The following is a 13,368-nucleotide window of genomic DNA, read 5'->3' as shown; positions in this document are numbered from 1 at the left end:
GATCGCAGACAGCTCATCAAAGATCCTGTCAGAGAATAAATCTCACACCTTCTCAGCGGTCAATACAGGGTGTACATCGACTACCAGTCAGCCAGACCATCAATATATTCTCATGGTGATCGACAGAAGACTTATCTATACACATTCAATACACACTATTATGGAGCGGAAAAACATCACCATCCGCGAGGACCAATCCGAGTGGATTGAAAACCAGGGTATTAATCTTTCACAACTCGTCCAGGAGACAATCGATGAAGAGATGGACCCGACGGAGGAGGAACTAGCGGCGGCGTATCAGGAGAACGCGTCCCACGCTGCTGACGTGAATGAGACGTGGTCTGCGGTCAGCAGGGAGGCAAACGACCATCTCGGTGATCCGCCCAGCAACGAATGAATATCCAGCGAGGTGATGTCGTGAGAGTTGATCTCGGCGGCAAACACGATGAGGATACACGCGGGAGTGAAATATACAAATCCCGTCGCGCGGTGGTGATTCAAAACGATATGGGTAATCAGCATTCACCGACAACAATTATTGCGCCGATATCGAAAGGACACACCGGATATCCGTTTCACGTGAATCTCCCCGGCTCGATGCCCGAATTACAGATGGATTCACATGTCCAGCTTGACCAGATCCGTACTGTTGACATCAGCGCACGAATCACGCAAAAGTACGGGCAACTCTCACAGTCACAGATGGACGACGTTGAGGATGCCATTCGTGTCTCACTAGGACTTACTCCCTGAACCCGACTGCTATCACCGGTCAACCCCCGCTCAACTGACCGGGTGAGACTGATTCTATGACACGCTGCATCAAACCCAGGCAGCGACGTAGTCGTAATACTACGTGATGGTACTGCCGGCGTTGATGTCCGATTCTTCGTCATCAAGGACTCTCGCAATGCGGGGGCAAACTGGCGAAGGTCCTGACTGTCGATTGCCTCGACTGTCTCAACGCCACGCTCTCGTTGCAACCATTTGGCGAACAGCCGGAGGACGTAGGCGTTGTTCCTCCGGTACTTTCGGGAGTCAAGATCGGCCATTCGATCCTGAATGGCTGCTTCGAGACCGTCTTTCCGGGGAGGAGCGTCGAGCTGAGCGAGATGGACCATTCGTGCTGACCGGAGGGCGGGCTTGTACTCATAACCACTTAGTCTTACTACGTTAAGCACGAGTGGCTACACACACCGTATTTCCCGAGAAAATCGCAGGACTGCAGTAGAACTTGGTTTTCATACACCACATGACGATATATCTTCTTGCCGCAAATTCTGACCTTATAGAAACAACAGAAAATCTCAGAACGACGGTGGAACTGTGAATGGGTAATAAGGAGGCCTAGGCCGCGAAACGGTTAACGGGGGGCGTGAGAAAGCCAGAGAGGTGACAATCTCGCATACCCCTCTCGAACTCATCCTTGATCTCCACGAACATATCGTGGCAGAAGGCGACACCACAGAACCAGGAGTTCGGTCAACTATCCATCCCGCATGGGGAATACCTACAAGATTGGACGCGAAAGAAGAAGTATGACCAGCTACCGCTTCCGGGTGTGGCTACATCCGAACCCGCCGCTGGAATTCGAACCTGAAACCGAAGTCTGGCGCGACATCGAAGTCGATGGATCGCACACGCTGACCGACGTTCACGAAGCAATCTTCGATGCGTTTGAGCGACGGGATACCCACGCCTACGAGTTTCTTCTCCGCGACGAACACGGAATCTCGATTCGAAGCTACGCCCATCCAGAGATGTATAGCGGTGAGCAGAGTTGGCCTCCCATGGATGACGAGCAGATCGACCGCTTTCTCGAACACGCGATCCCCGACGATGTCTCCGAGGAAACCAGAGACACGTTTCGAGATCTTCGGAAGAACCCACCTGAAGAGCGGAATGCCGCTGAAACCACTATCGACGAACTCGATCTTATCGAATCTCAGTCCCTGTTCTACGAGTTCGATTTCGGTGACGGCTGGGAACATCACATTGAAGTAGAGGAAATCCGAGAGGGGTCACTGGATGGCGAGCCGGTTATTGTCGACAAACAAGGCGATGCACCACCGCAGTATCCCGAAAAATGAATGAGTAATTGACAATGCCACGCGATATTGCTCCCTTGACCAACGCGCTGGAAGAGACGACATCTGGTAATCAGACCGACGTATACACGCTGCTAGCTGCGTGGGACAAATCGGTCGCAACGGCACTCGAACGCGGGGGTGGCAGCCGGTATCGTGAGGTGACGAAAGAACGCCGTCCGAGAGTAATCGACCTAGTGGATACTGCCACAACAGACGAGAGTGGAGAGACTGATTGGACATTTCTTCGGGAGTGTACCGATGCGTATCCACCAGGAGTCGATGACCACCACTGCTCACAGATACTCGCCAATGTCGTCGCCCGATATGTAATTCGTACCCGAATCAATCAGGGACCCGACGCCATCCCCGAGTGGGTCGTCGACTATCTCATGGAGATTACTATCGACGCAGACACCGAATGGGGGTGGGAATCAGCAGCAGCAGTTGGCTGGGCAGTTGGGCACTCTGACAGGGCGGTTCTGGATCGGGTCGTTGACCAGACTGACACAGAGAGTGAACCCTGGGCGATGGGCATTCTGAAACACGTTACGTTTGCTGACCCGGAGGCTGGCATCACACTGCTCGAACGACTACTCGACTCGCCGGATACCAGAGAAGATCTGACGTTTCTACGCTCACTCGAACGCCCGCTCAAACAAGATCTGCCGAATTTTCCACAGTACTGGGAGCCACAGACGGAATTGAAATACGAAGTCTCGTTCACAAACGAACAGATGAATCGACTGCTGGAAGTACTCGGTGACGCTGTCCATCCCAAGCGACTTGAGAAGTTTGACGACCAGTTCGCATTCGATCTCCAGCGAGCTGCCGACGGATACGGGTCTAGCGATAGTTGATCGCCACACTCGGCGGAAATCCGATGGCCGGATTCCACGTCCTTCAGGGGGTGGAGGAGGTCAAGAGTGTAGTAGACCGTGAGACTGATCATTGCTACCAGTCGAGAGTATGGTAGATGGGCGATCACCGGACGCGCGTGGCCGAGGAGATTAGAGCTACGCTCGACAGAGCGGACTTCCAGACGCTTCCTAGCGACGCATTTCGTATTGACGTGACTGACTCCTTCCAGCGGAAACTTGGTGCGTGTCAAGTTTATCAGGGGCCTGACGGCGAGGGTACTGATGACCAGTATCGGATTCGCATCGCTCGCCGACTGTTCAAGGACGATTTCAGTGCTGACTGGCAGGACACAGTTCGGCACGAAGTAGCTCACGCATATGTGATCTCACAATATGGACGAGATGTCCAGCCCCATGGCCCGGAGTGGAAGGACGCGGCCCGCCGAGCGGGAGCAGACCCGACCGCCCGCTACGAAGGTGAGGATCTGGTCGATGCAGATTACGTGCTCGCGTGTCCAGCGGGCTGTTTTGAGCGCGGGTATCTCAAGCGATCCAAACGGATCAAGTTTCCCTGGAAGTACGCCTGTGGGGAGTGTGAATCCCGGCTTGTGAGCTACGACGCCGGTGAAAATCCATCGGCAGTTGAACCTGGGACTTGCGACGTGGCGAGTATTCCGTGGGAGCAAGAAGGCGATCGGAACGACACGAACACGCCACAGTCAGCACCCTACCTGCTGGCCTGTCCGAACGGGTGTACCGAGTGGGGCTACCAGCAGCGATCAAAACGAATTAAGAATCCCTGGCGGTACTCGTGCCCTGAGTGTGACACGAAGCTGGTCAGCTGTGATGGACAAGACACACCAACAGCATTCGATCCCGGCACCTGTAATGTCGAGAGTATCTCTTGGACCAACCCACAGGTCGTCTATGCCTGTCCAAACGGCTGTTTCAGCGTCGGCTACGCTCAGCACTGTGACGAAACTCGGCACCCAGGCCGGTACACCTGCGGAGAGTGCGGTACACAAACCGTCTCGTATCCTGCTGATCAGCGACCAGACGATCTCACGCCTGGCACCAACTACACTGACTGATGCGGCTGTCAGAGCAGAAGATAACACAGAGCCTGCCGTAGCACGCGACAAGAACAATGAGTAACGAGCAGTGGCCGACCTTGACTGAAGCAACCATTAGAGAACGTGCCAGATCCAAGTCGTACGACCGCGGGCAGTCCTATTACGAGCGCGGCGCGGTCAGTGATGTCGTTCGGCGTGGTGAGACAGTTCGAGCCGAAGTCGAAGGGAGCCAGTACCAGCCCTACACGGTGACGCTTGAATTCGACGACGCTGGTGTCGCACAGACGGACTGTTCGTGTCCCTACGATCACGGTGGCATCTGTAAACACCGAGTTGCTGTCTTGCTAACGTGTCTCCGTGATCCCAAGAGCGTGCGCGATAAACCGACGATCTCGGAACTCGTTGATGAGGCAAATCGAGATACGCTCCAAGAACTGGTCAGTGAACTCGCTGACCAGCGGCCAGAAATGGCAGACTGGATCGAAGCGCGCCTCTCGACGACAGAGGAGACAGCCACCGACACAGAAATCTCAGTGAACACCGAATCGATCCGCAAACAGGCGAATCACGCGCTCCCAAAGCCAGGAAAACAAGGACACGACGACGCTTACGCTGAAGCCGAGCGCATGGCGTCGGAACTTGACGGATTGATCGAGCAAGCACAACAGGCACTGGACGCTGGCGACAGCGACATCGCACTAGATATCCTCGAAGCGATTACCGAGGTACTCGCAACCAATCGCTGGGCGGACTTGCTTCCACACGATGTCAGCCAACTCTACGAAACGGTCGGAACGCTAGGAGAAACCTTCACAGAGGCGATTCTGATGGCTGATCTGGACGAGAGCGACTGTGAGGAGTGGGCAAACCGACTTGGTGAGTGGGACGACAATATCAGGCGATTCACTGGGAGGCCGACACTGGCTGTGGCCGCCGATGCAGCACGACAGGGGTGGGACGACGAGCCCCTCCAGCAGGCACTTGCGGGAAATCTCGGTGACGGCGAGTTGGATGTAGACGAACCGATGTATATCGATGGCCTCACCACATCCCGTCTCTCTGTCCTCGAACGGCAGGAGCGTACCGACGAATATCTCAACCTTGCGAAAGCAGCTGGGAAGTCGCAATCCTACGTTAAAATGCTCGCACAAGAAGGCGAGATTGACCAAACTGTCGACACTGCCATTGAGACGTTATCCAGACCGCAACCCCTACTGGAGGTGGCACGAACACTTCGGGAAAACGGCCACCCGGGAGCTGCAGTACAGGTTGCCGAACACGGGCTGACAGTCGAGGGGTACCATCGGGATACGCTGGCAGAGTGGCTTCGTGACCGGGCAGTCAGCATGAATAAGGATGACCTCGCTCTTCGGGCAGCGATTACTGCCTTTGAGGAGAGTCCATCAGTGAACACGTACCAGGCTGTCGAGGAACTCGCCGAAGACTGGGAGGGCGTCCGAGCCAATTTGCTTGCCTCCCTCCGAAGGCAGAACCCGTCATCCGGCCACGCTGCGGAAGTGTTTCTCCAGGAAGGCCTCTACGATGATGCTATCGATGTTGCCGACCGATCTGGTCGATCCAGCGTGATCGAAACCGTCGTCACAGCTGTCACGGCAGAACGCCCCCAGTGGGTGATCAGCACGTGCAAATCCCAGGCCGATCCAATCATCGAACAGGGAAAGCACGACAACTACCGAACTGCCGTCCGCTGGCTCAGACGCGCCGGTGAGGCAGCACAGGCTGCCGATGAACTCAGTGAGTGGCGCGAATACGTTGAAACTATTCGAGACGACCACTATCAGAAGTACAAACTGCGTCCGATGTTAGAGGATCTGCTTGAAGAGTTCTAAAGTGTGTAGTACCGGTTATGTCCAGTATGACCACGATTGAATACGCACCAGCACTCGATCCGCTACTGGAGATATCGGTGCCCGAAGACTGGCTTGTTGGTGTCGTGCCCGAGCCTGGCCAACGACTAACCGACGCTGATCGGCAAGAGGAGCGCCTGCTCGGCCAGTTGCTCTTGGGCAGCGAGCAGCCCATTGCGACACGACTAGGATTCGTGTACTACGGCGGCCTCTCTTCCGATCAAGAAACATCAACGCCCGACAACCAAATCTCGGTGAGATACGATTCCGAAACGGAGCAGTACGAACTCTCGTCAATGAAAGCCAAGACGACTGTCCGGACAGTGGATGCAGCGACTGACTGGATCAACGATCAGTTCCACACAGTCGAAACTGTGGTGGATACGTATCTGGTCGTGAGTGAAATTGGCGCTGATATTCACGGTCTTGGGCGTACTGGATTACGTGGCCTTGTCAATACCTTCGAGACGATCGCTGCGATTCGGGACGCTGATGTTGAGACGCTCGCAGATGTCCCGTACGTTAGCGAGGAGAATGCCACAGCAGTACAGACAGCTCTGGCCGATGTAGAGGCCAGTGATGGAGGCAATCTGACAGCACGTGAACGTGAGTTGCAAAGTGTCGATAGTCCACTAATTCTCGATTTGCAGGAGGGTCCCGTCGCTGGGAAGTTGGTCCCGAGTGGCGCTTCCGAACCAAAGTACAGGACAGATGGATTCGAGTGGCTTGGTACGGATCGATGACGGGATGCTGAGGCGGTTGATTGATAGGGTTGAGTCTCCCGTGATCACATAGACAGATGGCTGAGATGGGGCTAACACCTACTGACCGGTGGCACCTGCTGGGTAAACACGCCTGTCATCACGCCGAATCCACCGACTTTGTAGAGGTCATGGAGTTTGATGAGCCAGCGTTGACCGATCCAGAGTGGGGTACCCTCGGCGTACCGGCGGATCATGGTGGCCCGGATACCAAGTGGTGCCGTCACTGTAAGGACACGATCGATGATCTCCAATATAGGCGATACAATATTATTGCCGATCTGAAAGGACTGGTTCCGTATCGCAACGTCTCGTGGACAACTGTCGACTGTGACGGCGACTGTTCGTGGTGTGGGAAATCCAATAGCGCGACTCAGTACAATGATAAGTTAGATGCAACTGTTTGCCCGACCTGTGCTTGGAAGTACAATAGGTCCAGACCCGATGTCGAGAATCCACCAGAGACGGATCGGCGGCTGGAAACACCAACCGATGAGGTTGATCCTATTCGATATACCACCGATACGGGCGATGTCGAGTGTCCCCAAGACGAGCAGTCGGCATCTGAATCTATCGAGAAAGCTCACCAGCGTGCTACCGACGAGCAGCGACCCTACATAGAAGTGAAAATCAAAGGGAAATACGCCGATGTTGTCTGTGATATTGCTGGGACCGGACATCGGTTCAGACCGGCTGCAATCGAGGAGATTGAGTCACTACAAGCCGAACAAAAAACAAAGGCTGAGGCCGATCCGGATCATAAGTCGTCGGTCATGACTGATATCAGTCCCCGTCGCACACACGTCCGGATGACGACACTCTTTCCTGAAGATGCGAGAAGATTTGCAGACGATCTTGCAGCAATCGCTGCTGATCCAGAAAATTGGCAGTAATTTGATCACGGCGACACTTCGACTAATCGCGTGACCCACTCCGGAATTGGGACAACAGGCGGAGAGACCCTAGCTGACTCCACTGAGTTACCTAAATACGTCAGCTGTGCAGTCACAGAACAGTCTGCAGGCAGTTGCTGTTCTAGTACCCAAGCATAGAACGCAGTCTGCAGTTGATGCTGTTTTTTCGTCTGTGAGTCTATGGGGCTATGGGCCAGTTTGAGTTCGTGAATGGCCCATTCTCTCCAAGGGAGAACGGAGATGATATCGGCTCGATTTTGGGTCTCGATCGCTATCCCCTCAATGTCCAGCACTGCATCAAGTGGTTCTTCAACGTAGCAGGTCGTTGCTTGCTGAATCTGCTGCCAAGCGTCGCTCTGGACAAACTGGGGACAAATTTCCTCACGGAGGTACACCTGGATCGACTCGTGAACCTCTGGTGGGATGTGAGTCTGCAGCTCTGCGATACCCTCTCTGAGGATTGCTGGCAGCGGCTGGGTGAACGATTCGAGTGCTGTTGTTGAGACATCTCGTGAGACAGCAGTTGTTAAAACTCGGTGCGTGACAATTCCCAGCTGTTCTGGCTTGATCCCGCTAGGGAGGTCCATTTCGGTTGCAGTACTCCCAACAGTGTTGATTTCTGGCCGCCGCCCCATGATATGGGGCAGTGTCGACTTGTCTGTGTTGGAGGTCAGTTGGTACAGTGATGTCCCGTTAATGTACCGACTTGTCCATCCGGCTTTGTTGTCGGCTGGTGGTTGAGCGGAGCGTGGTGTCGGCTGATTCGTCTGGTCTGTCGTCTCCTTTGGAAATGTCACGTCGTTAATGCCGACAGTGAGTGTGTCTTGGTGTTTTGTGTACAGGGCCGGTATCTCGTACTGGCCTCTTGACGGGCTTTGATCAGTTGAGAGTGCATCAGCGATTGTTGCACTCCATGCGTCGTTCGGGTCCGTATGGTAGCATTGTGAAGGCAGGGAGATGACAAGATGATCGCGCGCCCGTGAAAGTGCCACGTACAGTAGCCGCCACTGCTCTGCACAGTATCGCTGACTTACGTCACTAAGGGATGGTGCGCCGGCAATTTGCCCATCTATCCAGACATCACTCGCCCATCGAAGCGAGCCGTAGTTCTGCTGTGTCGGCCCCTGATCGCTTGGTGTGAGGTCTGTCCGCGAGACTGTTTCCGGCGGTGCAAGCGCCAACGTCTCCCCAAAGGCGAGGAACGTCTCATTTTGGGGTCCATAATAAGTTATCGAACCGCTCAGATCTGCGACACAGACGACATCGTCTTCGTCACCCTTCATATTGTGGATCGTTCGAAATATGACATCGTACTGTTCGGGGTTCGACACTGGGAGTACAATCCCATCCGTGGGGTTCTGGACGTAGCCTTCCAGAATCTTGGCCAGTTCCTCGACAGTATATCTGTCGTCACTTTCCCAGTCGGCAATCAACGACAGCAGTGCATCGCAGGCTGCCAGTCGCTGGTCTGGTGCATTATTCTGATCGAGTGGATCCGCACGCAGGCACAAGGTTTCGATTATTTTTTCGACAAATACCTCGGCTGGATCAGCCGTCTGCCGTCCGCGGCGGTGAGCAAGTGTTTCCAGCCCAGCTATGAATCCATCTTCAGTTGCTGTTCGGCCTTCGGATTCAATGCGTTCGCTGATCTCATCAATCCGATACTCGACATCTTTGAATAGAGCGGTACTTTCTGCAGAGAGGGGAAGGCACTCTGAGTGGATGAACTCACGGGTCCGTTCAGGGTCATATGGATCGACAAGCCACCAGACGACCCGACAGATGAGTGTGACGAGTGGATTCTCGAACAGATGGGCGCTTGCGTTGACGACGGATAATCCTCGACTGCTCAACTGTGCTTCTAACGCATCCATATTCAATCGGCGTGAGAACAGCACCGTTATCGTGTCATCGCCATCCGTGTTGACATCGAGCGTGCCGTCTGCAATTCCGCCAGCAAGGTAATTCGCCAGCGGCGTCTGCTCAGCTTCAAACCAGTCCGGTGTCCCTGGCGGGTCGGCCGGCCGTGAATATGCCGCAACGTGTACGGCCGGATCTGCTGAAGCAGATCGTCTCGCATTCAACGGCGTGTATTCTGTGGTTGCTGTGACGGTTTCACCCCCACCACGGCTCAGATCGGTAAATACGTCTCCAAATATCGTGTCGACTGCCGTAGCGATGTCTGGACGCATCCGATACGTCTGAGATCCCGAATAGGAGTGATGGACTGACCAGTTCGTCCCGAAGTACTCACCACCGTCGAAAGCAGTGCCGAATTGCTCTGGCCGTGCATTCCGCCAGACGTAGATACATTGGTCGACATCACCAGCCATCAGAACCCGGGTCTGCTCGCTTACGAATGGGGCGAGAGCGTCGTGTTGTGCAATGGAAATATCCTGTGCTTCGTCAATAATCAGCGACTGGAACTTGGTCGCGTATCGACGTTGTACTCTGTCTCGGTATGCCTCTGCTGTCTGCTGGCTTGCACCTGTTACGTCAGTTAGGGTTCGGTCGAAGTACTCGGCGATCCAGTAGGCAATGTCTGCATGCGAGACCACGCCCTGCTTGCGACAGGCGTCGTCGTACGCTCGTTCGTACGCATCCAAGAGAGTACAGAAATCATCGACACAACTGTGCCATTCCTGATAGCAATCCTGATCGTTCAGGACGGCCTCGCTCGTCGTCGTCTGGTCGGCTGGGAGTGTCTGCTCAAACTCTGCGGCGACAGCGTCGCTGTAGAATGCACTAATATCGGCAAGCAGGTCTGCACGGGTCTGTGGTGGCCCATTGGGATAGACATCATCGATAGTTGCTCGGAGGCGACTCTCGAATTCGGCAGTCGAAAGTCGTCGATCACGTTTCTTGGCGCGAGCGTTCTCGAGCAGTCCATGGAGACGATCACCGTCTGCATCGTCCTCAGGCGGATATGCAGCATCAAGACGCTGACACTGCCGCGCGTAGGATTCGTCTGTACGGATTGATGCCATACACTGTTGACGAAGGAGTGATAGCTGTGATGTGTTCCCGACACTCGGCATCCCATCGAAGCCCAGTTCTGCTGCGATATCTTCGAAGATACTCCGTAGTACGCTATCAATCGTTCCGATTTGGTCTGTCAACTGGAGCCGTCGCTTGAGTCGCCGAGCCGTCTGTACAGATATGTCGACAGGATACGTTCCCGTAGTATCCGCCGCGAACGCATCGAGTGCGTCTTTGATTCCTGGCTCGATGCTGGCTGCGTCTTCACGGGAAAAGGAAACGACACAGAGCTGTTGTTCGGGACACTGTTCTCCCGCTGCATCGGCTCGAACGAGTGTTTCAGCGGCAATCTCATTTAGCGTCGTGGACTTGCCGAAGCCAGGCTTACAATCCAAGACAAACAGTCCGGAATCGTGTTCAAAATACTCCTCGCGGATCCTCGCCTGCGTTCCCTCAAGTGGAGGCACGGTGTCACTCATCGTCGATCACTCCCCTCTGGAGGGGTCCTTCCAGCCAGTGACTCGCGGATGTGACCCGGCAGAACTGCATCTGGCCCTATGAGGTGATGATATGCCTGGTCACTGATTTCTGTCGTCGGAATCTCATCGAGCAGCGGCGACCGCTGATAACGCACACCCTCGATATCCTCGGTAAACCGAGTTGCAATCAAATGCGTTGTCGCCGTACGGATTGCATCAGCAGCGTGATCATAGTCTCGTTGTTCGGTCCATGCGCCTCGGATACCGAGACGGCGAGCCTGAGGTGAGTCACCGCGGACGACTGCAGTTCGCAGTTCAAGCGGAAACATCCCGTGGGGTTGTTGAGGCCAGCAGCCGTCGACGAAGCCCATAGCAATAACAAATGGATACGACCGCAGCCATGTGTCAGTCGCGTCGAGAACATCGATTCGTTCCGCATTATCGTGTTCCCGCCGGCCCGGGCGTGCTGTTGCGATGGTTTCGATCACCTCTTGGACTGTGGCCCACGAGGCCTCGATCTGATGGCGGTCACGCCACCTGCTGAACTTTTCTCGGGCCTCTCGAAGCAGGTGTTCACCATCGTCATCGCCAGCAATACGCTGTACGGCCCGCCCAGCACGTGAGGTTTCCGTGTACGCGGCAGTATCTCGTCGCTCGATACCAGGCAAGACAACCTGTTCAAACCTATCGATAACAGGGCCGAGAACAGAGAGGATATCGTCCGGTTGTGGAGAACTCGAATGGTGGTGACACCACTCGAGATAACGCTGTAGACGGCGCCGGACACTGGGTGCAACCGATGGTGTGGCGTCAAGGTGATCACGCCACGCTTGCAGAGAGCCAGAATAATTGGCACCGAGTGTGCGTCGAAGATCACTGAGTTCCGCTGGCGTCAACAGTGACGGCGGATTACCGTGTCCATCTTCAGCTTCTGGATCTAGCCAATAGCAGGTGAGTGGGCGAAACAGTGTTTCGGTATCGACCTGACCGGTCGCCTCAGCAGCCAGTACCGAACAGGTTGCTGTCAGCAGTCTGTACGGCAGTGTTCGGGTTAGTTCCAGTTGCGTCCAGACTGAGAGATGCCGCCCGTAGGAACTTGCCGCGCGTGTCAGTGGCTGTTCGTACTGATCGATATCCCGAGCGACAATAGCAATCTCACTCACGGTGGCCCTTTCTCTGAGGAGTGACTCACAGAGTGCAACCGCGACCCGGGCTTCGTGCTGTCGTGTCTCCGCGACAATCTCTGTTGCTGGCGTAGTTAGCCATTTCGCAAGTTGTGGTGGGGCCCCCGAGGGAGTCTTGACATTGTGATGCGTTGGCGAGTCTTGGAGCCGAGCAGGGAGTCGGTCTGCGATTCGGGGGCCGGTCTGGGCGCGGAGATACAGGTGGACCGTGACCGAGGTCGTTCGCTCAAGTGCGCGCAGAAATTCGAGCAAGGGCGTGCCTAACGTACTGATTCCGACAACGTTGACACGCTCGATGTCAGCGTACATGTCGGGCCACGCATCGCCGTCGGACTCAACAAGCAGTTCGCAACTGTGTCTCACAACTGACTCAGCAGAGACATATCCCTCGAGTCGCTCCTGAAACCGCTTTTGGAGATCACGGACTCCAACAAGGAGATCCAGTGCATCCTGCGAAGCGACCGTCGAGATTTCGTTACAGACGGTTTCAAGTGCTGAGAGGCGCGACGGTTGGTATCCCGTCAGTACCGAGAGCTCTTCACGAGCGGCTTCGATTTCCGTCGCTTGGTCAACAATCGACGAACCAAAGACTCGCGTTAGACGGGAAATTGCCGCGGGCTGTGACTCAAGTGCCTCCTCAATCAAGCGGAGGCGGTCCATTCGATCAAGGACTGTCGGATATGTATGCTCCGCAGTGACAATCTCGGTTGCAACAGTCACTGGAGTAAGCAAAGCAAGCGAACTGCGCGGCTTGTTTGTGCTGGCAATGGCTCGTTTGAGGTTGCGCTGATGGAACTGTTCAGGGGCGATCACAATATCTGTGGGTTGACGGGCTCGACGGGCACGCTTGACTAATTTATCTTCTTGACAGATATGGACTTGTTCGGGCTGGATAGAGAGATTTGGAGGGTGCTGGCGACTCATACAATCTGAGGATGATATTCAGTACAGAAGGAATGAAAATAAAGAGCAGCCGCGTGGTGAAAGTAAACAGACGAGGGTAATTGTATTGACAACCAGAATTGCCGGTAAATCGGTCGTGGGAAGCGTTGTATCGTCGGCACTTCACGAACAACGTGATCGGTCAGATTGAATCGCCCAGTGGCTGATTTCTGTCTGTACATACCAATTCGAACATCCTTTTTATGGGGTGTTTTCTCTCA

General features: G+C 54.7%; 10 protein-coding genes. 8 read left to right on the top strand and 2 right to left on the bottom strand.

The window, feature by feature from the left end; all coding sequences use genetic code 11:
• Positions 1 to 160: 160 nt before the first annotated feature.
• The 8 genes from OSC37_RS18025 to OSC37_RS17990 all read left to right on the top strand — a co-directional run bounded on the left by OSC37_RS18025 (position 161) and on the right by OSC37_RS17990 (position 7,542).
• A complete protein-coding gene (locus tag OSC37_RS18025) occupies positions 161 to 397 on the top strand; it encodes a hypothetical protein (protein WP_267164425.1) in 237 nt (78 codons plus the stop codon).
• Entirely contained in the window at positions 394 to 753 is a 360-nt protein-coding gene (locus OSC37_RS18020; RefSeq protein WP_438267612.1) for a type II toxin-antitoxin system PemK/MazF family toxin, read from the top strand. Before OSC37_RS18025 ends, OSC37_RS18020 begins: the two co-directional genes overlap by 4 nt.
• 785 nt (positions 754 to 1,538) lie before the next feature.
• Positions 1,539 to 2,090 (top strand): IS1096 element passenger TnpR family protein, encoded by a 552-nt coding sequence (locus tag OSC37_RS18015; protein WP_267164410.1) that lies wholly within the window; start codon positions 1,539 to 1,541, stop codon positions 2,088 to 2,090.
• Between the two features lie 14 nt (positions 2,091 to 2,104).
• On the top strand, positions 2,105 to 2,947 hold the full coding sequence (locus OSC37_RS18010; protein WP_267164409.1) for a DUF8137 family protein: 843 nt from the start codon (positions 2,105 to 2,107) through the stop codon (positions 2,945 to 2,947).
• Between the two features lie 116 nt (positions 2,948 to 3,063).
• Positions 3,064 to 4,038 carry a SprT-like domain-containing protein gene (locus OSC37_RS18005; protein ID WP_267164408.1) on the top strand — a complete coding sequence of 325 codons (975 nt, stop codon included), beginning with the start codon at positions 3,064 to 3,066 and terminating at the stop codon, positions 4,036 to 4,038.
• A gap of 56 nt (positions 4,039 to 4,094) precedes the next feature.
• Complete coding sequence (locus tag OSC37_RS18000; RefSeq protein WP_267164407.1) at positions 4,095 to 5,870, top strand: SWIM zinc finger family protein; 1,776 nt, start codon at positions 4,095 to 4,097, stop codon at positions 5,868 to 5,870.
• Between the two features lie 26 nt (positions 5,871 to 5,896).
• On the top strand, positions 5,897 to 6,631 hold the full coding sequence (locus tag OSC37_RS17995) for a helix-hairpin-helix domain-containing protein (protein ID WP_267164406.1): 735 nt from the start codon (positions 5,897 to 5,899) through the stop codon (positions 6,629 to 6,631).
• A 56-nt stretch (positions 6,632 to 6,687) separates the two neighbouring features.
• A complete protein-coding gene (locus OSC37_RS17990) occupies positions 6,688 to 7,542 on the top strand; it encodes a hypothetical protein (RefSeq protein ID WP_267164405.1) in 855 nt (284 codons plus the stop codon).
• Between the two features lie 5 nt (positions 7,543 to 7,547).
• On the opposite strand, the gene OSC37_RS17985 is transcribed toward OSC37_RS17990, so the two are convergent.
• Positions 7,548 to 11,021: a UvrD-helicase domain-containing protein gene (locus tag OSC37_RS17985; RefSeq protein WP_267164404.1), complete on the bottom strand. Its 3,474-nt coding sequence runs from the start codon at positions 11,019 to 11,021 to the stop codon at positions 7,548 to 7,550.
• On the bottom strand, positions 11,018 to 13,129 hold the full coding sequence (locus OSC37_RS17980; protein ID WP_465261280.1) for a PD-(D/E)XK nuclease family protein: 2,112 nt from the start codon (positions 13,127 to 13,129) through the stop codon (positions 11,018 to 11,020). Before OSC37_RS17980 ends, OSC37_RS17985 begins: the two co-directional genes overlap by 4 nt.
• Positions 13,130 to 13,368: the final 239 nt, after the last annotated feature.

The organism is Halovenus salina (genome assembly GCF_026410925.1).
Lineage (GTDB): Archaea > Halobacteriota > Halobacteria > Halobacteriales > Haloarculaceae > Halovenus > Halovenus salina.
Note: the sequence above shows the minus strand (reverse complement) of the source record. Positions and strands in the feature narration are given on the sequence as shown.

Excerpts from the sequence above, each read along its gene's own strand:
- OSC37_RS17990 (WP_267164405.1), top strand. The coding sequence starts at position 6,688 with ATGGCTGAGATGGGGCTAACACCTACTGACCGGTGGCACCTGCTGGGT.
- OSC37_RS17980 (WP_465261280.1), bottom strand. The coding sequence starts at position 13,129 with ATGAGTCGCCAGCACCCTCCAAATCTCTCTATCCAGCCCGAACAAGTC.
- OSC37_RS18025 (WP_267164425.1), top strand. The coding sequence starts at position 161 with ATGGAGCGGAAAAACATCACCATCCGCGAGGACCAATCCGAGTGGATT.
- OSC37_RS17985 (WP_267164404.1), bottom strand. The coding sequence starts at position 11,021 with ATGAGTGACACCGTGCCTCCACTTGAGGGAACGCAGGCGAGGATCCGC.
- OSC37_RS18020 (WP_438267612.1), top strand. The coding sequence starts at position 394 with ATGAATATCCAGCGAGGTGATGTCGTGAGAGTTGATCTCGGCGGCAAA.
- OSC37_RS18010 (WP_267164409.1), top strand. The coding sequence starts at position 2,105 with ATGCCACGCGATATTGCTCCCTTGACCAACGCGCTGGAAGAGACGACA.
- OSC37_RS17995 (WP_267164406.1), top strand. The coding sequence starts at position 5,897 with ATGACCACGATTGAATACGCACCAGCACTCGATCCGCTACTGGAGATA.
- OSC37_RS18015 (WP_267164410.1), top strand. The coding sequence starts at position 1,539 with ATGACCAGCTACCGCTTCCGGGTGTGGCTACATCCGAACCCGCCGCTG.
- OSC37_RS18000 (WP_267164407.1), top strand. The coding sequence starts at position 4,095 with ATGAGTAACGAGCAGTGGCCGACCTTGACTGAAGCAACCATTAGAGAA.
- OSC37_RS18005 (WP_267164408.1), top strand. The coding sequence starts at position 3,064 with ATGGGCGATCACCGGACGCGCGTGGCCGAGGAGATTAGAGCTACGCTC.